We start from the raw sequence: 24,192 nt of genomic DNA on the forward strand, positions 1-24,192 counted from the left end.
CGCGGCACCGGCCCTCATGGTTCTCGGCCGTCACTGCGGGCCGGTCACGCCCACGCGCGCGGCGCGCAGCACCTTCTCCCCGGCACGGTAGCCGGGCTGGAGCACCTGCGAGACCGTCGTGGCCGTCGCGGCGGGGTCCGCCTGGTGCATGAGCGCCTCGTGGACCTCGGGGTCGAACTCCTCGCCCACCTGGCCGTACCGCTCGACGTCGAACCGCTGCCGCAGCGTCCCCTCGAGCTTCTCCGCGATCGCCGCGAAGGGCCCCGTGAGGTCGCCGTGCTGACGGGCGAGCTCCAGCTCGTCCAGCACGCCGAGCAGCGCCTCGACCACGTCGTGCACGCCAGCCTGCTTGTGGTTGGCCACCTCGGCCTTCGAGCGGCGCACGTAGGCGTTGTACTCCTGCTGAAGGTTGTAGATGTCCGCGTTGCGTCGGGCGAGCTGGTCGGCCAGGTCGAGCGACTCGGCCCGGGCGGCCTCGAGCGGGTCCGGCCCGCTCTCGGTCGCCGGTCCACCGGCGGTGCCGGGCCCCGCGGCCGAAGCGGCCGCGGCGGCCCCGGGCTCCGCCGTCGTCCCGGCTGCGGCGTCGGGCTGGCGGACCTTCCCGGTCTCCGGGTCGATCCGGCGCTTGTCGGTCACTACGGGCTTCTCGACGTCGACCTCTTCCTCGCGTTCGCGGTTGACGTCGGTCACTTGTTCTCCTCGTCATCCACGATCTCGGCGTCGACGACGTCCTCGTCCGCGGCGGAACCGTGGGCGGCGCCGTCGGGGCCGGGGTTGGCGGTCTCGGCCGACTGCTGAGCGTAGAGCGCCTCGCCGATCTTCTGGCTCTTGGTGGTCAGGTCCGCCTGCGCCGACTTGACCGCCTCGAGGTCGTCACCCTCGAGCGCCTTCTTCAGGGCGTCGACGGCGTCGCGCACCTCGGAGGTGACCGCCTCGGGCAGCTTCTCGGCGTTGTCCGTGAGGAGCTTCTCGGTGGAGTACACCTGCTGCTCGGCGGTGTTGCGGACCTCCGCCTCCTCGCGCCGCTGGGCGTCCTCGGCAGCGTGGGCCTCGGCCTCCTTGATCATGCGGTCGATCTCGTCCTTGGGCAGCGCGGAGCCGCCGGTGATCGTCATCGACTGCTCCTTGCTGGTGCCACGGTCCTTGGCGGAGACGTGGACGATGCCGTTGGCGTCGATGTCGAAGGTGACCTCGATCTGCGGCATGCCCCGCGGGGCGGGCGCGATGCCGGTCAGCTCGAAGGTGCCCAGCGCCTTGTTGTCCCGCGCGAACTCGCGCTCGCCCTGGAAGACCTGGATGAGCACGCTCGGCTGGTTGTCCTCGGCGGTGGAGAAGACCTCGGACCGCTTCGTGGGGATGGCCGTGTTGCGCTCGATGAGCTTGGTCATCACGCCACCCTTGGTCTCGATGCCGAGGGACAGCGGGGTGACGTCGATGAGCAGGACGTCCTTGCGGTCGCCCTTGATGACGCCGGCCTGCAGCGCGGCGCCGACGGCGACGACCTCGTCCGGGTTGACGCCCTTGTTGGGCTCCTGGCCGCCGGTGAGCTCCTTGACGACCTCGGTGACCGCCGGCATGCGGGTGGAACCACCCACGAGGACCACGTGGTCGATGTCGCTGAGGGCGATCCCGGCGTCCTTGATGACGTTGTGGAACGGGGTCTTGGTCCGGGCCAGCAGGTCGGAGGTCATCTCCTCGAATGCCGCCCGGGTGAGCTTCTCGTCCAGGTGGATCGGGCCGGCCTCGCTCATCGACAGGTACTGCAGGGAGATGTTGGTGCTCGTCGTGGACGAGAGCTCCTTCTTGGCCTGCTCGGCCGCCTCACGCAGCCGCTGGAGCGCGATCTTGTCCTTGGCCAGGTCCACGCCGTCCTTGTTCTTGACCTGCTTGACCAGCCAGTCGACGACACGCTGGTCCCAGTCGTCGCCGCCGAGCTTGTTGTCACCGTTGGTGGCGCGCACCTGGATGGTGGAGAACCCGTCGTCGTCCTTGCCCACCTCCAGCAGGGAGACGTCGAAGGTCCCGCCGCCGAGGTCGAAGACGAGGATGAGCTCGTCCTCCTTGCCCTTCTCCAGGCCGTAGGCGAGGGCGGCGGCGGTCGGCTCGTTGACGATACGCAGCACGTTCAGGCCCGCGATCTGTCCCGCGTCCTTGGTCGCCTGACGCTGCGCGTCGTTGAAGTAGGCCGGGACCGTGATGACGGCGTCGGTGACCGGCTCACCCAGGTACGACTCGGCGTCCTTCTTCAGCTTGCCGAGGACCCGGGCGGAGATCTCCTGCGCCGTGTAGGTCTTGTCGTCGATGTCCACCTTCCAGTCGGTGCCCATGTGACGCTTCACCGAGCTGATGGTCCGGTCGACGTTGGTGACCGCCTGCCGCTTGGCCACCTCGCCGACGAGAACCTCGCCGGACTTGCTGAACGCGACGACGGACGGGGTGGTCCGCGCACCCTCCGCGTTGGCGATGACGGTGGGCTCACCGCCCTCGAGGACCGACACCACGGAGTTGGTGGTGCCCAAGTCGATCCCTACTGCTCGTGCCATGTGCGTAGCTCCTTCGTCGTGCGGCCGACGACGATCGCCGGCATGTTGAGTCAGATGCACTCAAGTCTGCGTCGTCTTGAGCAGATGTCAACCCGTAGCGGCTGAACTTGAGTCTATGTGGCTCAACTACGGTGGTGGGCAGTTTGTTCCCAATGCAGAAGCCGCGCCGTGAGACCGGGCGGGCGTCGAAGCCCCACATTGTCGAGGGCGCACGCCCTTGATGGCCGAGTCGCCCGGCGTCATTCTCGATGGAGGAGGATGGCCTCCTCGTACGCCGTCGACGCGTCCGCCACCGCGATCGAGACGATCGGCGCCACCGGCCCGCCGGCGTCGTGGGTCAATACCCGAGCGCGAAGCCGCCCAGCGATCCCGCGACTGATGTCGATCAGCCGACCGCTTTCCTGACGAGTGCCTCGATGGCGGCAGCCTCGGCGTCGCCGATCTGGGTCAGCGCGTAGCTCGTCGGCCACATGTGGCCGTCGTCGATCTGCGCGGAGTCGTTGAAGCCGAACGTCGCATAGCGACTCTCGAACTTCGCCGCGCTCTGGAAGAAGCACACGATCTTCCCGTCGAGGGCGTATGCCGGCATGCCGTACCAGGTCCTGGGGGCTAGGTGTGGTGCCGTGCTGGTGACGATCTCGTGCACGCGTTCGGCGAGTCCGCGGTCGGGCTGGGGCATCTCGGCGATACTCGCGACGACCGCGCGCCGATCGGCCTCGGCCTTGGCGCTGCCCTTCTCCTTGCGCGCGTCCGCCCGCGCCTCAGCGGCGCGTTGCTTCATCGCCGCCTTTTCGACCTCGGAGAACCCCGAGCTCTTTCCTTTCGGCCTTGGCGTCGCGCTCATCATGTGTCCTCTCGTTCGGTCGCCCACCGCCAGTTGGCGGACGCCTGCGGTTCGGGTGGGCCGAGGGTGATCCTTGGTGGACGACACCCCGGCCTGTCTGCTCTCTGGTGACATTAGCTGCGGCTTTGCGGAGCGTGCTTCTCAGTTCCTGACCGACCTCGTGACGCGGCACATGCGCGTGTGGTTCCCGGTCTTTGCAGGACGGCGGCGCCGATGAAGTTGCCGTGGGGTACTTCCGCGTGAACGATGACGGAGAGCCCTGCGAAGGGAGAACCCGATGCCAGAGCTGCTGGTCGACTTCATCACCTCGCTCGACGGCTTCGCCTCGGCCGAGGGCTGGCCCGGCTATTGGGGCCTCGAGGGGCCCGAGTACCTGGCGTGGCTCGACGAGTCACCGGAACGCGAGTTCACCACGCTGATGGGCGCGACCACCTACCGGCTGATGTCCGGTTTCGTGGCCGCTGACGAGCCTGGCACCGCCGAGCTGACCGCGATGCCCAAGGTGGTGTTCTCCTCAACCCTGAAGGAACCGCTGGAGTGGGCCAACACCCGCCTGGTCGCCAAGGACCCCGTCGAGGCGGTCCGGTCGATGAAGCAGGACGACACCGCCGGGCTACGCACGATCGGCAGCCTCACCCTGTGCCGGTCCCTGCTCGCCGCCGGTCTCGTCGACCGCTTTCGGGTGGTGGTCTTCCCGGTGATCACCGGCAGCGCCGGACGAGAGCGGATCTACGACGGGTACCCCGACGTCGCCCTCGAGATGGTCGCCAGCCGCACCTTCGACGGCCGGATTCAGCTCCTCGAGTACGTGCCCACCGTCCTTGCCCAGCGTGAGGGGCCGCCTCTCCACACCAGATCAAGCCACACTTGAGGAGACGATCATGACGGCCACCTACACGTTCGACGTCTTTTCCAGCGTCGACGGCTTCGGCTCCCACCGCGGCGACTGGGGCGGCTACTGGGGCAAGCAAGGCCCCGAGCTGCTCGACCACCGCCTCGCCCTGTACGGCGAGGAGCAGCGGATGGTCTTCGGGGCCAACACCTATCGGCAGTTCGTGCGGATGCTGGGCCCGAGCACCGAGCGTTCCGGCGTCGGTGACCCATGGGTCACCCGGATGAGGAGCTTGCCGGCGACCGTGGTGTCGACGACGCTGGAAGAACCGCTCGACTGGCCGGACGCCACCCTCGTCAGGGGTGACGCCATCGACGTCGTCGCGCGGCTCAAGGCGGAGTCCGACGTGCGGTTGCGCTCCCACGGCAGCCTGTCGATGAACCGGGCGCTCATGGCCGCTGGTCTGGTCGACCGCGTCCAGGTGACGCTCTTCCCCGTGATCACCGGTCAGACCGGGGAGGCGCCCATCTTTCAGGATGCCGCTGACTTCGACCTCGAGCTGATCGAGAGCCGGACGCTTGATGGCCACATCCTGGAGCTCACGTACCGGCCCACCCTGCACGCCTGAACACAGTCCATTCACCCTCACCTGTGCGGTGCGGGCACAGGCACCGCGGCCTACCGTGGGCAGATGGACCCGCAGACCGTCTGGCGCCAACGCTCGACGGCGGCGCCGCTGCGTGGCGTCGAGGACGAGTACGTGGGCGTCTGCGACGCCCACGACGCCCTCTTCGGCCGTGCCACCCGTGGCGGCGCCACGCGACGGGCGGTGGACGTGCACGATGTCCGCCCTCACCCCGAGCGGCGCGCCTCGAACAGGACCCCCTAGGTGGCGCACGGGTGACCTTCGACGAGCTGCGCACCTACTGCCTGGGCAAGCCTGGGGCCTGGCAGGACGAGCCGTGGGCGGGCGACGTCGTCGTCAAGGTCGGCCCTAAGATCTTCGCCTTCCTCGGGAACGGCTCGCGCGGCGCCGTCGGGCTCAAGTGTGGGCGCACCCGTGAGGAGGCGGACGAGTGGCTGCATGTCTACCCCGACGACGCCGTCGTCATGGCGTACATCGGCAGGTCCGGCTGGAACACGCTGACCACGGGCGGGGCGATTCCCGACGCGGAGATCCTCGAGGCGGTCGACGCCTCGTACGAGACGGTGGTGGGCAGCCTGCCGCGCCGGGACCGACCCCCCACCTGAGCCAGACCGGTCCGACGTCACCTCGTTCGCCAGTCCCACTGTCGAGGAGACCCAGATGAGCAACGAGCAGCTGGCCCGCGCCTTCTCCGGGCACCGCTTCGAGGAGACGTTCGACCGGATCGCGCCGCACGCGAGCTGGACCCTGGTCGGTGAAGCGCTCCTCGAGGGCCGGGACGCCATTATCGAAGCCTGCCGCGGCACCGCTGAGGCGAACGCCGACGTCGAGACCACCTGGCTGCGGTTCGTCTCCGCCGGCACGGGTGACGTCGTAGCCGTCGACGCCATCGGCCGCTACGCGGGGCCCGACGGAGTCTCCACCGTGTCCTCCTGCGACATCTTCGAGTTCGACGGCGCGGTCGTCACCGCGATCACCTCCTACACCGTCGAGCTTTCCGACGACGCCGCACGACCTCGGACGTGACTACCGGGCGGGCGCCTGAGTCACCCGCTGACCCGCGACCGTCGTGGCCGAGTGGTCAACCTTCCGTGAAGTGCAGCGTGACCGAACCGAGCGCGGCGATGGTGGCGGTCGCGGTCGCTCCGGGAGCAACTGCCCGCATCGGCCCTAGGGCGCCCGAGAGGATGACCTGGCCGGCACGCAGCGGCTGCCCGAAGTCACGCGCCTTGAGCGCGAGCCACTGCACGGCGACGAGCGGGTCACCCAGGCAGGCCGCGCCGCTGCCCGTGGAGACCTCCTGGCCGGTGACCGTCATCGTCATCTCGACATCTCGGGGTGTGAACTCGTCGAGGGTCTTGCGCTCGTTGCCGAGCACGTAGACGCCCGACGACGCATTGTCGGCGACGGTGTCGGCGAACGTGATGTCCCAGCCCGCGACACGGCTGTCGGCGACCTCGATCGCAGCGACCGCGTAGTCGACGGCGGCCGCCACCTGGTCGAGCCCGAGGTCGCCGTCGGCAAGGTCTTCCTTGAGCACGAACGCGATCTCTGCCTCGGCCCGGGGCTGCATGAGCCGGGAGGAAGGGACGGTCTCGCCGTCGGCGTACTGGGTGTCCTCGAAGAGGATGCCCAGATCGGGCTGGTCCACGCCGAGCTGTTCCTGGACGGCCGTGGAGGTCAGGCCGATCTTGCGGCCGACCACCACGGCGCCCTCGGCCGTGCGCCAGGCCGCGATCGCATCCTGGACCGCGTAGGCGGCGGCAAGGTCGCTGCTCCCGATGAGATCGCGCACCGGCGGGCACGTCTGCCTCGTCTGCGCCGCACGAATGAGGCGCTCGGCCGCTGCCCTGACCTCGTCGTCGCCGCTCACGACAGCCGCTGCAGCTGGACGTCGTGGAGCGGCTCGTCGCGCTGCCAGCGAACCTCGACGGCGAGGAGCGACCCGCAGCCCGGGCAGGCGTAGCCGTCGGCGACCAGCTCGGGATGCAACCTCACCCTGGCACCGAGGTCTTCTGCGGTGAGCGTCGCGCGGCCGGCGAACGTCTTCCAGTTCTCCGACCCGGGAGCCAGTACGTGGCCGCAGTCGCACGCGAACACCAGGCCACCGCCTGCGGCCTCGGCGAGGAGCAGCTTGTCACCGATCCGCCGGGCACCGGCACGAGTGGCGACCGCCGGTACGTCCCCGGACCTTGACCGCGGCCAGGCAATGCGCCGGGCGCGGATCTCGTCGCGCTTGCGCGTGGTCGCGGCGACGTCGACCTCGCCGTCCTTCACGACCACCCCGTAGTACCGCTCCGCACCCTCCACGGAGATGCGTGCCCGGGCGACGTCGGCGCCCACGCTCTGGGCGTCCGCGTCGATCCCGTCACACCACCCACCGCCGCCGTGGAACGACCAGTCGACGACGTCGCCCGGGGTGAGGAACAGCTCGCCGGGGCTGCCGGCGTAGTCCGTGACGGGGCCATCGAGGTCCCCGACGCCGACGGGTGCCGCCCCAGACGCGAGGGCCTTCTTGACGTTGGTGCCGCGCGCGAGGCGCACGTGGTGGGTGGCGCCCGGGAGGCCGCCGTGCAGACCGGTCGACGACGGCATGGACAGGCTGTGGGCCATGAGCACGCCGTGGACGAAGTTGGCGTCGTGCACCGTGAAGGCGCTGCTGAGCGACGAGCCGCCGTGGTGACGGCCGGCGCCACCACTGTCGGTGTTGATCTCGCGACGCAGCCACAGCCGCGGGAAGTTCGACTCGTCACCCTCGACGTTGGTGATCTGGTACGAGAGGATCTCGTGCGGACCGGCGTAGTCGATGCCGTCGTGGTGCGCCGTGGCACCCCCACCACCGGTCAGCGCCTCGGTCACCGCACCACCGAACGGGTAGCCGTGCTGGTTCAGGCCGCCGACGTGGAACACCTGGATGGAACCGGTCGACTCAGCCATCGCCTCGTCCCGGGTGGACGGGTCCGCGGTCGCGAGCGCGGAGATGACGGAGTGGGCCGTGTTCTTCACCATGTAGGCGCCGCCGACGGTGGCACCGCCGCAGGGGGCGGGCTGCTTCGCGTTGACGACCAGGCCTTCGGGCGCCTCCACGCTGATCGCGCGCATGATGCCGCTGTTCCAGGGGATGTCCGGTGCGATGACGGGCAGCACCGAGGCGAAGACACCTCCGCGCAGGCCCGAGAGCGTGCAGTTGAGCGACTGGCTGGCCAAGCGCTCCCCCACCTTCACCCTCGGCAAGTCGTTCGACACGCACGGCCCGATGGGCCCGTGGCTGACGACCGATGACGAGATCGACGATCCGCTCGCGCTGCGCGTGCGCCTGACCGTCAATGGCGAGGTGCGCCAGGACTGGCGCACCGAGGACATGATCTACGACATCTACGAGCAGATCGCCTACCTCACCCAGGTGATGACGCTCATGCCCGGGGACATCCTCGCCACCGGAACGCCGTCGGGGATCGGCGCCCCGACCGGGCGCTTCCTGAAGGCGGGCGACGTCGTCCGCGCCGAGATCGACGGGCTCGGCGCCATCGAGAACCGGATCGTCGCCGAGGGCTGAGCCCACTACGTCGTCGATGCGTCCGGATGCCGCTGCTGGTCTCCGGGCGCGTCGTCGTCCTAAGGCACGCTCATTTCGGTACCTGAGTCAGGCGAGGACCACGACCGGCGCAGCCGGGAAACCGGGTCAGCCGCGACCGCTCAACGCCAGCACCCGGCACACGGTCTCGACCGCCCGCTCGAGGTTGACCTGCCCCTGCGCCAGCGCCGTCGGCAGGTCCGTGACCGACCGCACGATCGGCACGATCGCGGCGAAGCCGTTGTCGTAGAGCAGCTCCGCGCCGTCGCCCACGTGGCCGGCGAAGGCGATCACCGGGACGCCGTGGCGGCTCGCGGCGCGGGCTACCCCGAAGGGTGTCTTCCCGAGCAGGGTCTGGGCGTCCACGCCGCCCTCCCCTGTCAGGACCAGATCGGCGCCCGCCATCCGTTCCTCCAGCCGGGCCGCGGCCATGACAACGTCGACGCCCGGGCGCAGCCGGGCGTCGAAGAACGCCAGGAACGCCGCACCGAGCCCGCCGGCCGCACCGGCGCCGGACCGGTCGGCCACGTCCCGGCCCGTCGCGGAGGACACCGCTTCGGCGAAGACGCCCAGGGCCCGGTCGAGCTCGGCGACCATCTCCGGCGTCGCACCCTTCTGCGGGCCGAACACGGCGCTGGCGCCCTCGGGGCCGCACAGCGGGTTGGTCACGTCCGAGGCGATCTCGACGTCGAGGGAGGCCAGCCGGGGGTCCAGGCCCGTGGCGTCGATGTCGGCCAGGCGAGCCAGCGCCCCACCGCCGGGCGGGAGCTCGGCGCCGTCGGCGTCGAGCAGTCGCACACCCAGGGCCTGGAGCATGCCGGCGCCGCCGTCGTTGGTCACCGACCCGCCAAGGCCGACCACCACACGGCGTGCGCCGCGGTCGAGGGCGTCGAGAAGCATCTCCCCCACGCCGGCGGAGGAGGCCCGCAACGGGTCCCGTTCGGCCGGGGCCACCAGGTCGATGCCCGCCGCGGCGGCCACCTCGACGACGGCGAGCTGCTCGGCCGCGACATAGCCGTAGGTCGCCGTGATCGGCCGGCCCAGCGCGTCGTGGGCCGCGGTGGTGACGAGCTCGCCACCCAGTGCCGCGGTGAGCGCCGCGGTGGTGCCCTCCCCTCCGTCGGCCATGGGAGCGGCCACGAGCTCGGCGTCGGGGAAGACGGCGCGCACCCCGCGGGACATGGCCTCGACGGCCTCCTGAGCGGTCATGGACTCCTTGAAGGAGTCGGGGGCCAGGACGAGCTTCATGTGGGGCCTTTCAGGTGACGAGGCGCAGCCATTGACTGGCGGGACAGAGAGCTGGCGCAGCCAGGTGACGGCCGTGGTCAGGTTACGTGCTGTGGTCGCGCAGACCGGAGATCGTGCGCTCAGCGGGCCGCGTACTGCGCGAGGAGCACGCCGGTTGTCGACGTCACCGACCGCACGAGCGTGAGGTTCGCGCGCTCGCCGTCGGCGAACAGCCTGGTACCCGAGCCCAGGACGATGGGGTGGATCTGCAGGACGTACTCGTCCACCAGGCCGGCGGCGTGGAGTGCGCGCACGAGCTCACCACTGCCCAGGACCACCAGGGTGCCGCCGACATCCGCCGCGGCCTGCGCCACCGTGTGGAGCGCCTCGCCGGCCAGCAGTCGAGAGTTCGGGTACTCGAGCACCGTTCCGCTCGAGCGGGAGACGACAAGCTTGGGGGTCTTCACGAGGACGTCCGTGAAGGGGTTGGGCTCGGTCGTCGTCGTCCAATGGTGGAGCACGTCCTCGTAGGTCCGGTGGCCGAACAGCATGACGTCGCCCGCTCTTCCCATGCCCTGGCCCAGGAACTCCATCGCCACGTGGTCCGCGTACGGCACCGCCCAGCCACCGTGCACGAAGCCGCCTCGGGTGTCCTCGTCGGCCCGGCCTGGCGCCTGCATCACCCCGTCGAGCGTGATGCTCTCAACAGCGCTGATCGTGCCCATGGTCTGCTCCCTCGCCGACCCGCCGCCCGGCCGTGCCCATGCCGTCACTGTACGACGGCGTCCCGACATGCCGGGTTTGCCAGCGGGTGCCAGCACCGCGTACTACCTGACCAGGCGGCCATCGACGAGCTCCTCGACGATCCGCTCCTGGACGTCGTCCCGACCGACCCCCGCCCGTGGCGCCGCCGTCGTACTCCTGAGTGCGGACCTGCCGCCGTCGGCGATCGGCCGCGGCGCGGCCGTGCGACCCGGCTCTCACGCCGGCAGGATGACGAGATCGTGCGTGGTCGTGTTGAGAGGCTCGACGCCGTCGGGCGTGCACACGACGATGTCCTCGATGCGCGCGCCGTGCCGGTCGGGCTGGTAGATGCCGGGCTCGACCGAGAAGGCCATGCCCGGCTCCAGCGGGAGGTCGTTGCCGGTCACGATGTACGGGTCCTCGTGGGTCTCCAGACCGATGCCGTGCCCGGTGCGATGGATGAACCGGTCGCCGTACCCGGCGTCCGTGATGACCTGCCGGGCCGCGGCGTCCACGGACGCGCAGGTGACACCGGGCCGCACATGGTGCACCGCCGCGGCCTGGGCACGTTGCAGGACGTCGTAGTAGGCGAGGAAATCTGCGGGCGGGTCGCCCACGGCGTACATCCGGGTGGAGTCCGAGCAGTACCCCGCCGGGGTGGTCCCGCCAATGTCCACCACCACCGGGTCCCCCGGCTCGATGACCCGGTTGGAGACCTCGTGGTGCGGGCTCGCGCCGTTCGGCCCGGAACCGACGATGACGAAGTCGACCTCTGCGTGCCCCTCGGCCCGGATCGCCTCAGCGATGTCCGCGCCCACCTCCCGTTCGGTCCGGCCGGGCCGCAGCCACTGCGCCACCTGGTCGTGCACCCGGTCGATCGCTGCGCCCGCCTCGCGCAGCGCCTGGATCTCCGCGGGGCTCTTGCGCATGCGCAGCTCGCGCAGCACGTCGCCGGCCAGCCGCTGCTCCATGCCCGGCATGGCCGCACGCAGGTTCAGCACCTTCTCGGCCCACATGTGGTTGTCGACGGCGACCCGCCGCCCGTCCGGCAGGAGGGACGCGACGAGGTCGTACGGGTCTGCGGTCTCGTCCCAGGTGAGCACGTCCAGGCCCAGCGCGCCGGCCGGCGAGGCGGCCGCCGCCGGCGCTTCGAGCCGTGGCACGACCAGCACCGGGTCGCCCTGCGTGCGCACCACCAGGCAGGTCAGGCGCTCCAGCGGCAGGGCCTCGTACCCGCAGAGGTAGCGCAGGTCGGGGCCGGGCGTGACGAGCAGGGCGTCCAGGCCGGCGTCGTCGGCCAGCTTCGTCGTCTTCTCGAGCCGTGTGCGAAGGGCCGCCGGCTCCCACGGATCGCTCATCGCGGACCTCTCCTCCATGCTGCCAACGGTGTACCCAGGCGAACGAGGATCAGCGGATGCCGCGCATCAGCCGGGAGATGCGCGGCGAGAGCACCAGCAGGATCACGCCGATCCCGATGGTCACCGCGCCGAGAATGCCGAAGTAGGCCGCCTCGTTGTCCTCGGAGTAGAAGCCGGCCAGCGTGCCCGACAGCGCGGTCCCGAGCGACACGGACAGGTAGAACAGCGCCACCATGAGCACCGGGAAGGCGCGGGGGGCCAGCTTGGTGGCCAGCGACAGGCCCACCGGGGAGAGCATGAGCTCACCCAGCGTCGCGACCAGCATGATGACCGCGATCCAGAGCACCGGGACCGCCTCCACGCCGACCATCGGCAGGAAGAGCAGGAACGCTGCCCCCATCAGGGCGATGCCGATGCTGAACTTCACGGGGGTGGTCGGCTGCCGATCCCCCAGCTTCGTCCACAGCGCAGCGAAGACCGGCGCCAGGACGATGATGAAGAACGGGTTGAAGGACTGCACCCAGGGGATGGGCATCGTCCAGTCCCCGAGCAGCGGCAGGTCGGTGAACTCGCGGTCCAGCCGGGTGTCGGAGTAGATCGTGATGACGGTGAACTGTTGCTGGAACAACGCCCAGAAGGCGGCCGAGCCGATAAACATCGGGATGAAGGAGAACACGCGGGAACGCTCGTCGGCGTCGAGCTGCTTGCTGGTCAGCAGGACGCTGAAGAGCACCACCGCCGCCACCGCGACGGCGCCCACGACGACGTTGGCCAGGTTGTCGGGGTTGAGCAGCCCGGTGGCCACGGCGACGGCGATCACCGCGACGGCGCCGACGGCGACGGCGATGGCCCGGCCGTACTTGCTGCGCGGGAGGGGGTCGGGCACGTGGTGGACCGACTCGGGCAGGTTCTTCCGGCCTAACGCGTACTGGGTGAGGCCGATGGCCATGCCGATGGCGGCGAGGCCGAAGCCGAGGTGGAAGCCCACCCGCTGCTGGGCGAGACCGGTCAGCAGCGGGCCGAGGAGGCCGCCGATGTTGATGCCCATGTAGAAGATCGAGAAGCCCGCGTCGCGGCGCGTGTCCCCGGGCGCATACAACGAACCGACGAGGTTCGTGATCGTGGCCTTCAGCCCGCCGGAGCCGACGGCGATGCAGATCAGCCCGAGGGCCAGTCCCGGTACCCCGGGAAGCAGCGCCAGGGAGATGTGACCGAGCATGATGAGCACGGCGCTGGCGTACATGGTGCGCTCGGAGCCGAAGAGGCGGTCCGCCACCCAGCCGCCCAGGACGGAGAACAGGTAGACCGATCCGCCGTAGGCGCCGACGATGCCGGCGGCCGCGGCCTGGTCGAGGCCGAGACCGCCCTCGGTGACCTCGAAATACATGTAGAGCAGGACGATGCCCTGCATGCCGTAGAAGGAGAACCGCTCCCACAGCTCCACGCTGAAGAGGTTCGCCAGTGCGCGAGGCTGCCCGAAGAAGGTCTTGCCACCGGGCTCGCCGGTCAGCGGCACCCCCGCTGACGTGCCGGCCTTGGCCTGGTCGTCCGCGTCCATGCGGACCATGCTGCTCCCGGTACGGGGAGCGCGGCCACTCGGGAGCGCCACCAATCGGTCACATCCGCCGCTGCACTCCTCGCGGGTCAAGTTAGATTCCTCGCAGGCGCGGGTCTGCGCCCGCACCGGTCGGGCACCCGGCCGTCTTCGCCTGCCTCGCCCGTTGTTGAGAGGGGGACCGGTGACCAGGTTCGTCGTCGACGCCGGAGCCGTGCTCGACCTCGTGGCGAGCGGGGCCGAGGTGCCGGCAGCCCACGAGCTGCTTGCCCCCACGCTTCTCCGCTCGCAGACGTTGTCCCTGCTGCACGAGGCGGTCCACCGTGGCGACCTGTCCGCCGTCGCCGCCCGGGACCGGCTCGACCGGATCGGGCGGATGCGGATCCGGCTGCTGGGCGACTCCGCGCTGCGCCGTCGCGCGTGGCAGGTGGCCGACCAGCTCGGCTGGGCGTCGACCTTCGACGCCGAGTACGTGGCGCTGACGCAGCTGCAGGCCGACGCCCTCGTGACCGCGAGCGCCGACCTCTCGGCCGCCGTCGCCGATGTCGTCCGGGTGGCGCCGATCGCGACGCTCCTCGACCCCTCAGCCTGACCTCGTGCGCTGATTCGACCCGCCGCCGCGTGCCGGCGGGTGGGTCACGCGACCGGCTGCGTCGCCTCCGCGAAGTCCTCCGGGAAGCCGTTGAAGCGGTCCGGGTGGAAGCCCGTGCGGCCGCCGCGGTCCAGCGAGGCGATGGCGGTCATGTCGTCCTCCGACAGCTCCGGCCCGCCGAGATCGAGATTCTCCGCCATGCGCGCGGCGTGGACGGACTTGGGAATGACCACGTTGCCCAGCTGGAGGTGCCAGCGCAGCACGACCTGCGCGGGGGTGCGGCCGAGCCGCTCGGCGATGCCGGTGATGACCGGATCGGCGAGCACGCCGCCGCGGCCGAGCGGGCTGTAGGCCTCGGTGACGATGCCGTGCTCGGCGTGGAACGCACGGAGCTCACGCTGCTGGAGGTAGGGGTGCAGCTCGATCTGGTTCACCGCCGGGACGACGCCGGAGGTGTTCAGGACCTCCTCGAGGTGGTGCACCAAGAAGTTCGCGACACCGATGGACCGCACCCGGCCGGCGGCGCGGAGCTCCTCCATCGCCCGCCACGAGTTGAGGAACTCCTTCCGCGCCGGTGCGGGCCAGTGGATGAGGTAGAGGTCGACGACGTCGAGGCCCAGCTCCCGGGCGCTGGCGTCGAAGGCGGTCACGGTGGAGGCGTACCCCTGGTCCGGGTTGGCCAGCTTCGTCGCCACGAACACCTCGTCCCGGTCCAGCCCGGAGGTGGCGACGGCGGCCCCCACCCCGTGCTCGTTGCCGTACCGCGCGGCCGTGTCGATGCTCCGGTAGCCGGCGGCGAGGGCCTCGGTCACCACCCGCTCGGTGTCCTCCGGCGGCACCTGGAAGACGCCGAGACCCATCTGGGGGATCGCGTTCCCGTCGTTCAGCGTCACCTGCGGCACCTGGCCCATCGTGCTCCTCCGGTTCTCACCCGGGCCGGCAGTGCGACGGCCCTCCGCTCGCACCATATCCGTCTCCCCCGACGAGGCCGGTGCCTGCCACGGCGGAAGTCCCGCTCCGTGTGGGTGCCGCTCAGTAGCATGGGGCTCGGGACCAAGGGAGGCTGCCATGACCGCTGACACCCCGACTGGGCGCACCCTGCCCGTCGTGACGCTCTTCGAGTCGTACGGCTCCGGCGCCGCCGCTGTCGGTCCCAAGGTGGCCGAGGCGCTCGGGCTGCCCTTCCACCAGCAGGCGTTCTCCTCCGAGGAGATCGAGGCGGGGGAGACACGGCGGGAGAACGAGGGTCTGATCTCCCGCGTGTTCGGAGCGCTCGGCACGTCCTACGGCGGTGTCGACGTCGGCGACGTCACCGCCGCGCAGCGCGACAGCTACGAGCTCACGATGGAGAACACCCGGATCGTGCTCGACGAGGCCGCGCAGGGCGGGGTCATCGTGGGACGCAACGGCGCGTTCATCCTGGCCGACCGCCCGGGTGCGCTGCACGTCCGGCTCGACGGGCCGCTGCAGCAGCGCCTCGAACGGGCCGCACGGGACAGCGGCATCGACCTCGCACGTGCCGAGAAGCGGCAGAAGCGCGAGGACCAGGTCCGTGCGGTGATGTCGATCGACCTGTACGGGTGGGACCCCCGCAAGGACGAGTACTACGACCTGGTGATCAACACCGGGCGGCTCGACCTCGACACGGCCGTGGAGATCATCGTCGCGGCCAGCCGGGTACGCGCGCGGCAGCCGCAGGGCCGAGGCGCTCCGCCGCAGGGCTGAGGCGCTCCGCCGCAGGGCTGAGGCGCTCCACGGCGGCGAGAGGCGCCCAGCCACAGCCCCGTGCCGGCACCTACCGGTGGCCGCCCGGGCCCCGTCGCGGGCTTTTGCGACCCCGCGAAGCGGGGCGCCGGTCCGAGGCCGCCCGTCCCGCCGTCCGCCGGTCGCCGCGGCCGTTGGTCCCACTGCTCCCGCTGCTCTCGCGCGACCCGCCGTCGTCGCCGCCGCGTGAGCTACGCGCCGTCCGCCCCCGCACGATGCCGACGAACGTCTCGACCCGTGGATCCTCGTTATCCACCAACCAGGCGAGCGCGACCTGCGCGCCCTCCACGTCGCTCACGGGCCGGTGCACCACGTCCTTGCGGTGGTGCAGTCGCGCGACGGACATCGGCACGATCACGATGCCCGCGCCCGCCGCAACCACCTCGATGGCCTGCTTGATGCTCATCGCCGGGACGTCGGCGCGGCTGCCCTCGCGCAGCTCGATGGCGACCTCGCGCCACGCGGGCACGTCGTCGGGGTCCTGCAGCAGGTGCTCGTCGGCGAGATCAGCGACGGCCACCTCCTCGAAGACGGCAACTGGGTGGTCCTTGGCCACCACGACCACCGGGACCTCGGTGTAGAGCGGGATCACGTGGAGGCCGTCGCGTTCGACGGGGAGGCGCACGAAACACATGTCGGCCGCGCCGGTGTGCAGCGCGCGGACGCCGTCGTCCACCGGGTCCGCCTCGAGCGGGCTGCCGGGTAGCCGCTCGGCCCAGATGCGCGACCACTTGTCGGGGATCACCCCTGGTGCGTACCCGATCCGGAACGGCTCGCTCATCTCGGCCCCTCCGGTCGACGTCCTGCTGCCCACGAGAAGGCTAGTGCCCGCCGGGGCCGGTGCACCGCCTACGCTTGCCAGCCATGAGCGCCCCCAAGCAGCAGACCATGAAGCCCCAGACCGCCGCGCGCAAGCTCGGGGTGCTGCTCGCCGCCACCCCGGCGGAGTTCCAGGACGGCATGGTCAGCCGGGAGCAGCTGAGCGACCTGCAGGCCGACCCGCCGGAGTGGCTGGCCGAGCTGCGCCGCAACGGTCCGCACCCGCGCCCGGAAGTCGCCCGCCGCCTCGGTGTCTCGGTCTCCGGCCTCGCGCGCGGCGGCGTGAGCGAGCCGCTGACCACCGCCGAGATCAAGGCCCTGCTCGAGGAGATGCCGCCGTGGCTCGCAGCGGAGCGTCGCACCCAGGCCGAGGTCCGGCAGGAGAACGCCCGGATCAAGACACGGGACGCCGAGCGGGCGCAACAGCTGGAGAACTGACGCTCAGACGCTCAGGTCGGCTCCACCACCGGCATCCCCGCGGCCCGCTCCTCGGGCGGCAGCAGGTCCCGCACCAGGTGCCAGGTCTCCCGGGTCACCGCCTCGACCGTGCCGTCGAGCTCCGGGTGCCGCGTGAGGTAGCCGCGCACGAACGGGCACACCGGCACCACCCGCAGCCCGGCCGCCCACGTCTGCGCGAGCGCGCCACCGACCAGGCGCTGCGCCACCCCCTGCCCGCCGAACTCCGGCGCCACCTCGGTGTGAAAGAAGATGCGGCGTCCGCCGTCGTCGATGAACTGGGTGCGACCGGCGTACCGGCTTTCGACCCACGCCTCGAACTGCTCCTCGGCTTGCCGGACCACCATGTCCATACCCCTCGAACGCGGACCGCCGCCGGAGGATTCCGTGGGCGTACCGTGCGCACATGCGCACCACGCACCAGGCGGCGTCGCTGACCCGGCTTCCCGACGGCACGGTCAAGCAGGTCAACCCGCTGACCGGCACGCAGGTGTGGTCGGTGCCCGGGCGCGCCGACCGGCCCCTGGGCGTGCGTCCGGCCGCGGCGGCACCGGTGGACCCCGCGGCCGCCGGGCGTTACTGCGCGTTCTGCCACGAGAACTATCGGCAGACCCCGCCCGAGCGGTCCCGCCTGGTCCGCTCCGGCCCCACCGAGGGCGACGGCGAGCATGGGTGGCAGCTGCTGGAACGGCTGACGGCGGCGGAGCTGGACACGACCGTCGCCGAGTTCCGGCGGGTGCCCAACCTCTTCGCGATCCTGTCCTACGACTACTGGCGCGTGAACTACGGCTACACCGCCCCGTCCGAGGCCGTCGAGCACGAGCGCGACTACCTCGCCACGCCGGCCGGCCGGGCGCACGTGCTCGCCGTCGTCCACGACCGGTTGCGGGCCGGCGGTCTCACCGAGGCCCAGTGGGCGGGGATGCCGGAGGGCGAACGCCTGAAGCACGCGAGAGGGTTCTTCGCCGGCGGGCACGACGTGGTCATCGCCCGCCGCCACTTCGTCGACGGCGCGACGACGAACGACCAGCTGGCCGGGTCGGGCACCCTGACCCCCGCGGAGCACCACCGGTTCCTCACGTTCACGGTCACGAGCCAGCGCGCGCTCTACGCGGCCAACCCCTTCGCTCGCTATGTCGCCGTCTTCCAGAACTGGCTGCGGCCGGCCGGGGCCTCGTTCGACCACCTGCACAAGCAGCTCGTAGCCATCGACGAGCACGGCGGCCAGACGGACGCCGAGGTCGCCCGCCTGGCCACCGACCCGCAGCTGTTCAACACCGTGGTGGACCACGCCCTCGACGCCGGCCTCGTGGTCGCCGAGAACGACCACGCCGTCGCCTTCGCCGGGTTCGGGCACCACTTCCCCACGCTGGAGATCTACTCCAAGAGCCGGCGTCACCTGCCCTGGGACCACGACGACGCCGAGCTGCGCGGCATCTCCGACCTTCTCCACGCCTGCCACGCGGCCACCGGTGCGGACGTGCCCACGAACGAGGAGTGGCACTACCGCCCGCCCGACGTCGCCACCGCCATGCCCTGGCGCATCATGCTCAAGTGGCGGGTCTCCACCATCGCCGGGTTCGAGGGCGGGACCAAGATCTACCTGAACACGCTCGACCCCTGGGCCATGCGCGACCGCGTGGTGCCGCGCCTGCGTGAGCTGCGGGCGGCGGGGCGGATCGCCGCGATGGACATCGGTACGGAGTGCCCGGCGAGCCGGTCCTCCCTGCGGTACGCGGAGGGCGCCGGCGTCGCGCCGCGATGAGGGCGCGCCCTAGGGATCGGTGACGAAACTCTCCCGGGTCGCCACCGGCGGACGTGCGACGATCGAATCCGTGACGAGCGAGCGAACCGGCCCACACCCCGACCCCACCGGACGGGTGGACTCGGGCGCCGGCTGGCGCGGTTGGCTCTGGCCCCGGCACCGGCCGGTCCGGCGCTACAGCCAGCTGTTCCTCGGCCTCGCGCTCCAAGGCCAGGGCACCGCGCTCATGGTCCACGCCACCGTCGGCAACATGCCCTGGGACGTGCTCCACGAGGGGCTGTGGCTGGTCTCGGGGACGCTCACGCTGGGTGCGTGGATGACGATCGCCAGCCTCTTCGTGCTCCTGGCATGGATCCCGCTGCGCCAGCGACCGGGCACCGGGACGGTCTTCAACACCTTCACGGCCGGGATCTGGGCGGACCTGGGCCTCTGGTTGCTGCCCGCCCCGGACGACCTGTGGGTCCGCGTGGCGACCGCGATCCTCGGGATCCTCGCCCACGGCGTCGGCACCGCCGCCTACCTCGGGGCCGGTCTCGGGCCGGGCCCGCGCGACGGGCTGATGACCGGGCTCGTCACCCGGACCGGCCGGTCGGTCCGCGCGATCCGCACGACGATCGAGGTTGTCGCCGTCGGCGTCGGCTTCCTCCTCGGCGGGACCATCGGCCTCATGACGCTCGCCTACGCGCTCCTGGTCGGCCAGGTCATCCAGTCCACGCTGCCGGCGGTGCGGGTCTCACGCCCCTGAGCCGCACCGGCTGACGGCGCCCATCTCCGCGAGATGTCATCTTCTCCGCGACATGTCAGGACATGTCGCGGAGAAGATGACATCTCGCGGGCGCTCGGGGCGGGGTGTGCAATGGGACCACGCGCACGGGAAGGGGACCGGGCCGTGGACTGGTTCGGGGCGGAGAATTCCGACGCGGCACGGTTCGTGCTGCAGCGGGGCGTCGCGCTGGTCTACGTGCTGGCCTTCGTCGCCGCGCTGCGCCAGTTCCGGCCCCTCCTCGGTGAGCACGGGCTGCTGCCCGTGCCGGCTTTCGTCGCGCGGGTGCCGGCCCGCCTGGCCCCGAGCATGTTCCACCGGCACTACTCCGACGTCCTGCTGGTCGCGCTCGCCTGGCTCGGCCTGACGGTGGCGGCCACGCTGGTGGTCGGCCTCCCCCAGTCGGGGCCGCCGTGGCTGCCGCTGCTCGCCTTCGCCGTGGCCTGGGCGATCTACCTCTCGATCGTCAACGTCGGGCAGGTCTTCTACGGCTTCGGGTGGGAGTCGCTGCTGCTGGAGGCCGGCTTCCTCGCCGCGTTTCTCGGTTCGGACGACGTCGCAGCCCCGGTGACGGTGATCATCCTGTTCCGGTGGCTCGTGTTCCGGGTGGAGTTCGGGGCCGGGATGATCAAGATGCGCGGCGACCCGTGCTGGCGGGACCTGACCTGCCTGTACTACCACCACGAGACCCAACCGATGCCCAACCAGGGCAGCTGGTTCTTCCACCATCTGCCGCGCCCGCTGCACAAGGCTGAGGTCGCGGCCAACCACGTCACCCAGCTGGTGGTCCCGTTCCTGCTGTTCGTGCCGCAGCCGGTGGCCACGTTCGCCGCGGCGGTCATCGTGATCACGCAGGCCTGGCTGGTGCTCTCGGGGAACTTCGCGTGGCTCAACGCCCTGACCATGCTGCTGGCGTTCAGCGCGGTGGGCGACGAGCAGCTCGACGCCGTGCTGCCCTGGTCAGTGGGTACGCCGGGGCACGCACCCATGCCGGAATGGTTCGCCGTCGTCGTGCTCGCGATGACCGCGCTGATGGTGGTGCTCAGCTGGTGGCCCGCGCGCAACCTGCTCGACCACCACCAGAAGATGAACGCATCCTTCAACCGGTGGCACCTGGCCGGCGCGTACGGCGCATTCGGGTCGATCACCCGGCGGCGCAACGAGGTGGTGGTCGAGGGCACCGAGGACGAGGACCCGTTCACCACCGACTGGCACGAGTACGAGTTCAAGGGCAAGCCGGGCCCGACCGGGCGGATGCCGCGGCAGTGGGCGCCCTACCACCTGCGGCTGGACTGGGGGATGTGGTTCCTCGCGCTCGGCTCCCCTTCGCAGCACCGGTGGTTCACCGTGTTCCTGCTCCGGCTGCTGGAGGCGGACGTCCCGACGTTGCGGCTGCTGCGCCGCGACCCGTTCACCGGCCGTCAGCCGCGATACGTGCGCGCCCGGGTGTTCCGCTACCGGTACTCCACCTGGGAGGAGCTGCGGCGCACCCGCCAGTGGTGGGTGCGCCGCGAGACCGGAATTCTCGTGGCTCCGCAGAGCCTGGAGACGATGCGGTCGCTGCTGCGGTGAGCCGGCCGGAGGTCAGTGGCCGACGGCGTTGCTCACGGGTCCTCGGGGTCGATCGGGGCGTGGTGGTCGTGCCCGGCGGTGCCGCGCTTCCAGTAGCCGCTGCACTCCACGGTCGAGGCGTCAAGACCGAGCTCGCGGCGCAGGTGGCGGCGGACCGGCTTGAGCATGGCGGCCTCCCCGCCGAACCACCAGTACCCGGTGCCCTCGGCGAGCGGGAGCGCACGGACGGCGTCCTCGAGGAGCGTCGTGGTGCCGGGGGCGGCGTCGCCGCGGTGGAGCCAGTGGATCTGGCGGTGCGGGCCGGCGAGGTCCTCGAGGTAGGCCTCGTCGGCGGTGTCCTGGGCCTCGACGAGCACGGTCACCCGGGCGGACTCGGGCAGCACGCGCAGCCAACGGGCCAGGGCGGGCAGCGCGGTCTCGTCGCCGCCGAGCACGAACCAGTCCGCGCCGGTCGGCGCGAGCTTGGACCCGCGCGGGCCCGCGACGACGATCTGGTCGCCCTCGCTCACGTTGGCGGCCCAGCCGGCGGCAGGTCCGTCGTCGTCGTGGAGGAAGAAGTCGAGCTCGAGCTCGCCGTCGCCGTTGACGAGGGGGGTGTAGTCGCGGCTGATGAGCTCGACGCCCTCGGGCCGCTCCATGCCGGCGGGTGTGAGCCGCGGTGCGTGGAGCTCGCCGGTGGCGGGGTTGGGGAAGAACACCTTGACGTGGTCGGCCGGGCCGGTGCTGGCGAACCCGTCCATCGGGCCGGAGAGCGTCACGCGGCGCATGCGCGGCGTGAGATCACGCCAGCGGGCGACGGTCATCGGGCGGATGGCGAACTCGTGGCGGACCCGCTCGCGGGTGAGTGTGGGTGAGATGGGGTTCATCGGCAGTCGGGGAACGGCGCCGTCTGGCACCCGGTCTCCCCTTTCCCTTTCCGTCGGTGGGTGACGACCCTGCACGGCGTGGCGGGGGGGCGTCCTCAGCATGCCGTGGTGGCTTCCGGCGGAGCCGGCACCTGCTCGTTCTCGCCGAGCCGGCCGCTCCCCCGCGGACGGGTGTGCGGGCCGGGGCCTCAATCTCCGGACGAATTCTCCGGGCCACGCAGAATCGGAACTGAGATCTTTCTCCGGGCCACCCTACACGGGGCCTGACGCAATTGGAACGGCCCCTCGTGCTTTATTAGGTGACGTCCGGCGCATGTACCCAAACAATTGGTACGGCTGGGCCATGCGGTGTCGGGCGAAGGCTCCACGTCGTCCGGCCGCGGGCCGGCGGCGCGGCCGCCTCAGTGCCCCGGACGAAGCAGGCGGTACAGCTCGGCGAGGGCCGCGGTCGCGTCGGTCAGGCGCCGCCGCTGGTCCGGGTCGAGCTCGCCGAGTGCCTCCACGAGCGGGCTCCGCCAGGCGTCGGAGATCGCCCCGTGCTCCTCGGCGCCGGCGGGGGTGGGCATGATGCGGGTGATGCGCCGGTCGTCCGGGTCCTTGGCCCGGGACACGAGGCCGCGCCGGACCAGGCCGGTGATCGCGGCGCTGGTGTTGGGCTGCCGAAGGCCGAGCGCCTGGGAGAGCTCGCCCACGGTGGAGCCGGGCGCATCGAGAACCTGCTTGAGCAGTGCGATCTCCGTGGTGGGGATCGGCCCGACGCCGGCCCGTTCCGGGGCCGAGCGGTGGATCACCCACGCGACCTCACGCAGGATCGTCGAGAGCGCCTCGAGGTCGGAGCCTCGCGTGGGCGCGCCGGAGTCGGTGGGGTGCGGGGCGTCGAGGGGCGTGGACATGTGCGGCCACACCCTACCCTTCGCTCGCCTGCCCACCGGCTCCGGCCCCGGCTCCAGCAGCACCAGCTCGCGCTACAGCGGCTGCGCCATCACCTCGAGCACGTGGTTGGTGGCAGCGATGTTGTCGAAGTCCGGCAGCCGGCCCATCTCCCACTCACCGATCGCGAGCGAGGTCTCCACGATGAGCTTGCAGCGCTCGTAGCGCCGCTCGGTGAACTCGGCGAACGCCTGCTCGGCGTCGTCGTACTTGGCCAGGACCTCGCCGAGCACCACGCCATCCTCGATGGCCTGCGCGGCGCCCTGCCCCAGGTGGGGCGTGATGGCGTGCACGGCGTCGCCCATCAGGACGATGCGCCCGCGGTGCCACGGGGCGGGCGAGATGAGTGACTCCTCGGGCCGGAGGACGATCTCGGTGTCCTCGGTGAGGAATTCGTCGCGCACCCGGCCGGTCAGGCCGCCGAAGGGTGCGAGGTGCTCGCGCAGCTGCTCCCTGCACTCGACCTGCGAGCGCTCCTGCTTGGGCATGTCCGTGTTGTAGAAGAAGTAGGCCAGCTCCGGGCCGATCGGGACGAAGCCCGCCATGCCCTTCGGTCCCTTCTGCAGGATGATCCGGTCGATCTCCGGCAGGCGCGGCATGTTGAGGCGGTAAGCGGACTGGCCGATGTACCGGGGGGCGAGCGTCTGGTCGAGCACGTAGCTTCGGACCTGCGAGTAGACGCCGTCGGCGCCGACGACGTAGTCGAACCGCTCCGTCGTCCCGTCCGGGTAGACCACCGTCACGCCGTCGGCGTCCGGCTGAAGCTCGGAGAACGTGGACTTGTACCGGATCTCCGCACCGACCTCCTGGGTGCGTTCGGTGAGGATCTCGTGGAGCTTGGGCCGGGTGAGCCCGTTCAGCGGGGGCAGGTCGGATCCCTCGATCGGCGTGCCCCGCAGGGGTGCAGGTGGTTTCCGTCGACGTCGTACATCGCGCCCCACTCGGACGCCGGGTAGCCGGCGTCCATGCAGGCCTGGGCGCAGCCGAGCGCGTCCAGCGCACGGAGCGCGTTGATGGGCTGGATGATGCCCACGCCGAAGATCGACGAGTGCAGGTCGTGCTGGCGCTCGAGCACCGTGACGGCGAGGCCCGCCTGACGAAGGGCGATCGCGGCGGAGAGCCCGCCGATACCGCCACCGACAACCAACACATTTCTTCCGGTCATGCCATTTCTCCTACGTCGTGGTGGGAGTTCGTCACTCGACCGGGGTTATCCCCTGACAATGGTCGGTGCGTTCTCGCCGGGAAACGGTGCTGCGTGCTTCAGCGCACTATTCGTGCTTCGGTGTGCGATTCCCGCCAGGTCATGGGAATGCCAGGCTGACACCGATACAGGGACCAG

The 24,192-nt window shown here is 71.0% G+C and carries 27 protein-coding genes and 1 pseudogene; 12 read left to right on the plus strand and 16 right to left on the minus strand.

Annotation, left to right across the window (positions count from 1 at the left end; all coding sequences use genetic code 11):
• Positions 1-30: 30 nt before the first annotated feature.
• From FE374_RS17410 to FE374_RS17420, 3 genes are all read right to left on the minus strand, one after another.
• Positions 31-690 (minus strand): nucleotide exchange factor GrpE, encoded by a 660-nt coding sequence (locus tag FE374_RS17410; protein ID WP_139930604.1) that lies wholly within the window; start codon positions 688-690, stop codon positions 31-33.
• Entirely contained in the window at positions 687-2,543 is a 1,857-nt protein-coding gene (gene dnaK, locus FE374_RS17415) for a molecular chaperone DnaK (RefSeq protein ID WP_139930606.1), read from the minus strand. Before dnaK ends, FE374_RS17410 begins: the two co-directional genes overlap by 4 nt.
• A gap of 385 nt (positions 2,544-2,928) precedes the next feature.
• The gene (locus FE374_RS17420) at positions 2,929-3,390 is read right to left on the minus strand and encodes an iron chaperone (protein WP_330998421.1); all 462 of its coding nucleotides are present in this window, start codon (positions 3,388-3,390) and stop codon (positions 2,929-2,931) included.
• Between the two features lie 274 nt (positions 3,391-3,664).
• Between FE374_RS17420 and FE374_RS17425 the strand changes: the two genes are divergently transcribed.
• From FE374_RS17425 to FE374_RS17445, 5 genes are all read left to right on the plus strand, one after another.
• A complete protein-coding gene (locus FE374_RS17425) occupies positions 3,665-4,258 on the plus strand; it encodes a dihydrofolate reductase family protein (RefSeq protein WP_139930608.1) in 594 nt (197 codons plus the stop codon).
• A 10-nt stretch (positions 4,259-4,268) separates the two neighbouring features.
• Complete coding sequence (locus FE374_RS17430) at positions 4,269-4,847, plus strand: dihydrofolate reductase family protein (RefSeq protein ID WP_139930610.1); 579 nt, start codon at positions 4,269-4,271, stop codon at positions 4,845-4,847.
• 63 nt (positions 4,848-4,910) lie between these two features.
• Positions 4,911-5,108, plus strand: a complete 198-nt coding sequence (locus tag FE374_RS17435; protein WP_139930612.1) for a hypothetical protein — start codon at positions 4,911-4,913, stop codon at positions 5,106-5,108.
• An 11-nt stretch (positions 5,109-5,119) separates the two neighbouring features.
• Positions 5,120-5,470, plus strand: a complete 351-nt coding sequence (locus FE374_RS17440) for an MmcQ/YjbR family DNA-binding protein (RefSeq protein ID WP_139930614.1) — start codon at positions 5,120-5,122, stop codon at positions 5,468-5,470.
• Between the two features lie 55 nt (positions 5,471-5,525).
• The gene (locus FE374_RS17445; RefSeq protein WP_139930616.1) at positions 5,526-5,891 is read left to right on the plus strand and encodes a nuclear transport factor 2 family protein; all 366 of its coding nucleotides are present in this window, start codon (positions 5,526-5,528) and stop codon (positions 5,889-5,891) included.
• A gap of 55 nt (positions 5,892-5,946) precedes the next feature.
• Here FE374_RS17445 and FE374_RS17450 read toward each other — a convergent pair whose 3' ends face one another.
• Together FE374_RS17450 and FE374_RS17455 are read right to left on the minus strand one after the other, a co-directional pair.
• Positions 5,947-6,738, minus strand: coding sequence for a 2-keto-4-pentenoate hydratase (locus FE374_RS17450; protein WP_139930618.1), 792 nt, complete (start codon positions 6,736-6,738; stop codon positions 5,947-5,949).
• Positions 6,735-8,111 (minus strand): hydantoinase B/oxoprolinase family protein, encoded by a 1,377-nt coding sequence (locus tag FE374_RS17455; RefSeq protein ID WP_456319082.1) that lies wholly within the window; start codon positions 8,109-8,111, stop codon positions 6,735-6,737. The genes FE374_RS17450 and FE374_RS17455 overlap by 4 nt, the downstream gene beginning before the upstream one ends.
• On the opposite strand from FE374_RS17455, the pseudogene FE374_RS17460 reads away from it, so the two are divergent.
• Positions 8,047-8,421: pseudogene (locus tag FE374_RS17460) on the plus strand (fumarylacetoacetate hydrolase family protein); the annotation flags it as partial. The gene FE374_RS17455 and the pseudogene FE374_RS17460 sit on opposite strands and share 65 nt — an antisense overlap.
• Positions 8,422-8,547: 126 nt before the next feature.
• Here FE374_RS17460 and FE374_RS17465 read toward each other — a convergent pair.
• The 4 genes from FE374_RS17465 to FE374_RS17480 all read right to left on the minus strand — a co-directional run bounded on the left by FE374_RS17465 (position 8,548) and on the right by FE374_RS17480 (position 13,326).
• On the minus strand, positions 8,548-9,687 hold the full coding sequence (locus FE374_RS17465) for a glycerate kinase family protein (RefSeq protein WP_139930622.1): 1,140 nt from the start codon (positions 9,685-9,687) through the stop codon (positions 8,548-8,550).
• Between the two features lie 119 nt (positions 9,688-9,806).
• Positions 9,807-10,391 carry a dihydrofolate reductase family protein gene (locus tag FE374_RS17470; protein WP_139930624.1) on the minus strand — a complete coding sequence of 195 codons (585 nt, stop codon included), beginning with the start codon at positions 10,389-10,391 and terminating at the stop codon, positions 9,807-9,809.
• Positions 10,392-10,646: 255 nt separating this feature from the next.
• Complete coding sequence (locus FE374_RS17475) at positions 10,647-11,768, minus strand: M24 family metallopeptidase (protein ID WP_179957333.1); 1,122 nt, start codon at positions 11,766-11,768, stop codon at positions 10,647-10,649.
• Between the two features lie 49 nt (positions 11,769-11,817).
• Positions 11,818-13,326 carry a peptide MFS transporter gene (locus FE374_RS17480; protein ID WP_168205733.1) on the minus strand — a complete coding sequence of 503 codons (1,509 nt, stop codon included), beginning with the start codon at positions 13,324-13,326 and terminating at the stop codon, positions 11,818-11,820.
• A gap of 181 nt (positions 13,327-13,507) precedes the next feature.
• On the opposite strand from FE374_RS17480, the gene FE374_RS17485 reads away from it, so the two are divergent.
• Entirely contained in the window at positions 13,508-13,915 is a 408-nt protein-coding gene (locus FE374_RS17485; RefSeq protein ID WP_139930630.1) for a type II toxin-antitoxin system VapC family toxin, read from the plus strand.
• A gap of 44 nt (positions 13,916-13,959) precedes the next feature.
• Here FE374_RS17485 and FE374_RS17490 read toward each other — a convergent pair whose 3' ends face one another.
• Entirely contained in the window at positions 13,960-14,826 is an 867-nt protein-coding gene (locus FE374_RS17490; RefSeq protein ID WP_139930632.1) for an aldo/keto reductase, read from the minus strand.
• 157 nt (positions 14,827-14,983) lie between these two features.
• Here FE374_RS17490 and FE374_RS17495 point away from each other — a divergent pair, with 157 nt between their 5' ends.
• Positions 14,984-15,640: a cytidylate kinase-like family protein gene (locus FE374_RS17495; RefSeq protein ID WP_139930634.1), complete on the plus strand. Its 657-nt coding sequence runs from the start codon at positions 14,984-14,986 to the stop codon at positions 15,638-15,640.
• Positions 15,641-15,710: 70 nt separating this feature from the next.
• On the opposite strand, the gene FE374_RS17500 is transcribed toward FE374_RS17495, so the two are convergent.
• The gene (locus FE374_RS17500; protein ID WP_139930636.1) at positions 15,711-16,460 is read right to left on the minus strand and encodes a LysR family substrate-binding domain-containing protein; all 750 of its coding nucleotides are present in this window, start codon (positions 16,458-16,460) and stop codon (positions 15,711-15,713) included.
• Positions 16,461-16,543: 83 nt separating this feature from the next.
• Between FE374_RS17500 and FE374_RS17505 the strand changes: the two genes are divergently transcribed.
• Positions 16,544-16,936, plus strand: a complete 393-nt coding sequence (locus FE374_RS17505; protein WP_139930638.1) for a DUF5997 family protein — start codon at positions 16,544-16,546, stop codon at positions 16,934-16,936.
• 11 nt (positions 16,937-16,947) lie between these two features.
• Here FE374_RS17505 and FE374_RS17510 read toward each other — a convergent pair whose 3' ends face one another.
• Entirely contained in the window at positions 16,948-17,301 is a 354-nt protein-coding gene (locus FE374_RS17510) for a GNAT family N-acetyltransferase (protein ID WP_230978377.1), read from the minus strand.
• Between the two features lie 59 nt (positions 17,302-17,360).
• On the opposite strand from FE374_RS17510, the gene FE374_RS17515 reads away from it, so the two are divergent.
• From FE374_RS17515 to FE374_RS17525, 3 genes are all read left to right on the plus strand, one after another.
• Positions 17,361-18,719 carry a DUF4921 family protein gene (locus FE374_RS17515; protein ID WP_139930642.1) on the plus strand — a complete coding sequence of 453 codons (1,359 nt, stop codon included), beginning with the start codon at positions 17,361-17,363 and terminating at the stop codon, positions 18,717-18,719.
• Between the two features lie 70 nt (positions 18,720-18,789).
• A complete protein-coding gene (gene yczE, locus FE374_RS19295) occupies positions 18,790-19,464 on the plus strand; it encodes a membrane protein YczE (RefSeq protein ID WP_168205734.1) in 675 nt (224 codons plus the stop codon).
• Between the two features lie 144 nt (positions 19,465-19,608).
• A complete protein-coding gene (locus FE374_RS17525) occupies positions 19,609-21,054 on the plus strand; it encodes a lipase maturation factor family protein (RefSeq protein WP_223173573.1) in 1,446 nt (481 codons plus the stop codon).
• Positions 21,055-21,086: 32 nt separating this feature from the next.
• Here the strand turns inward: FE374_RS17525 and FE374_RS17530 are convergent, their stop codons facing one another.
• From FE374_RS17530 to FE374_RS17545, 4 genes are all read right to left on the minus strand, one after another.
• The gene (locus FE374_RS17530; RefSeq protein WP_168205735.1) at positions 21,087-21,920 is read right to left on the minus strand and encodes a siderophore-interacting protein; all 834 of its coding nucleotides are present in this window, start codon (positions 21,918-21,920) and stop codon (positions 21,087-21,089) included.
• 401 nt (positions 21,921-22,321) lie between these two features.
• A complete protein-coding gene (locus tag FE374_RS17535) occupies positions 22,322-22,813 on the minus strand; it encodes a MarR family winged helix-turn-helix transcriptional regulator (RefSeq protein WP_139930648.1) in 492 nt (163 codons plus the stop codon).
• A 72-nt stretch (positions 22,814-22,885) separates the two neighbouring features.
• Complete coding sequence (locus tag FE374_RS17540) at positions 22,886-23,791, minus strand: FAD-dependent monooxygenase (protein ID WP_168205736.1); 906 nt, start codon at positions 23,789-23,791, stop codon at positions 22,886-22,888.
• Entirely contained in the window at positions 23,707-24,015 is a 309-nt protein-coding gene (locus tag FE374_RS17545; RefSeq protein ID WP_139930652.1) for an FAD-dependent oxidoreductase, read from the minus strand. Before FE374_RS17545 ends, FE374_RS17540 begins: the two co-directional genes overlap by 85 nt.
• Positions 24,016-24,192: the final 177 nt, after the last annotated feature.

It is taken from the genome of Georgenia yuyongxinii (assembly GCF_006352065.1).
Lineage (GTDB): Bacteria > Actinomycetota > Actinomycetes > Actinomycetales > Actinomycetaceae > Georgenia > Georgenia yuyongxinii.

What these genes read in the sequence shown, in the direction of transcription:
- FE374_RS17510 (WP_230978377.1), bottom strand. Translation starts at nt 17,301, where the DNA reads ATGGTGGTCCGGCAAGCCGAGGAGCAGTTCGAGGCGTGGGTCGAAAGC.
- FE374_RS17430 (WP_139930610.1), top strand. Translation starts at nt 4,269, where the DNA reads ATGACGGCCACCTACACGTTCGACGTCTTTTCCAGCGTCGACGGCTTC.
- FE374_RS17535 (WP_139930648.1), bottom strand. Translation starts at nt 22,813, where the DNA reads ATGTCCACGCCCCTCGACGCCCCGCACCCCACCGACTCCGGCGCGCCC.
- dnaK (WP_139930606.1), bottom strand. Translation starts at nt 2,543, where the DNA reads ATGGCACGAGCAGTAGGGATCGACTTGGGCACCACCAACTCCGTGGTG.
- FE374_RS17495 (WP_139930634.1), top strand. Translation starts at nt 14,984, where the DNA reads ATGACCGCTGACACCCCGACTGGGCGCACCCTGCCCGTCGTGACGCTC.
- FE374_RS17435 (WP_139930612.1), top strand. Translation starts at nt 4,911, where the DNA reads ATGGACCCGCAGACCGTCTGGCGCCAACGCTCGACGGCGGCGCCGCTG.
- FE374_RS17530 (WP_168205735.1), bottom strand. Translation starts at nt 21,920, where the DNA reads ATGAACCCCATCTCACCCACACTCACCCGCGAGCGGGTCCGCCACGAG.
- FE374_RS17505 (WP_139930638.1), top strand. Translation starts at nt 16,544, where the DNA reads ATGAGCGCCCCCAAGCAGCAGACCATGAAGCCCCAGACCGCCGCGCGC.
- FE374_RS17470 (WP_139930624.1), bottom strand. Translation starts at nt 10,391, where the DNA reads ATGGGCACGATCAGCGCTGTTGAGAGCATCACGCTCGACGGGGTGATG.
- FE374_RS17465 (WP_139930622.1), bottom strand. Translation starts at nt 9,687, where the DNA reads ATGAAGCTCGTCCTGGCCCCCGACTCCTTCAAGGAGTCCATGACCGCT.
- FE374_RS17420 (WP_330998421.1), bottom strand. Translation starts at nt 3,390, where the DNA reads ATGATGAGCGCGACGCCAAGGCCGAAAGGAAAGAGCTCGGGGTTCTCC.
- FE374_RS17545 (WP_139930652.1), bottom strand. Translation starts at nt 24,015, where the DNA reads ATGACCGGAAGAAATGTGTTGGTTGTCGGTGGCGGTATCGGCGGGCTC.
- FE374_RS17490 (WP_139930632.1), bottom strand. Translation starts at nt 14,826, where the DNA reads ATGGGCCAGGTGCCGCAGGTGACGCTGAACGACGGGAACGCGATCCCC.
- FE374_RS17500 (WP_139930636.1), bottom strand. Translation starts at nt 16,460, where the DNA reads ATGAGCGAGCCGTTCCGGATCGGGTACGCACCAGGGGTGATCCCCGAC.
- FE374_RS17480 (WP_168205733.1), bottom strand. Translation starts at nt 13,326, where the DNA reads ATGGACGCGGACGACCAGGCCAAGGCCGGCACGTCAGCGGGGGTGCCG.
- FE374_RS17515 (WP_139930642.1), top strand. Translation starts at nt 17,361, where the DNA reads ATGCGCACCACGCACCAGGCGGCGTCGCTGACCCGGCTTCCCGACGGC.
- FE374_RS17445 (WP_139930616.1), top strand. Translation starts at nt 5,526, where the DNA reads ATGAGCAACGAGCAGCTGGCCCGCGCCTTCTCCGGGCACCGCTTCGAG.
- FE374_RS17475 (WP_179957333.1), bottom strand. Translation starts at nt 11,768, where the DNA reads ATGAGCGATCCGTGGGAGCCGGCGGCCCTTCGCACACGGCTCGAGAAG.
- FE374_RS17425 (WP_139930608.1), top strand. Translation starts at nt 3,665, where the DNA reads ATGCCAGAGCTGCTGGTCGACTTCATCACCTCGCTCGACGGCTTCGCC.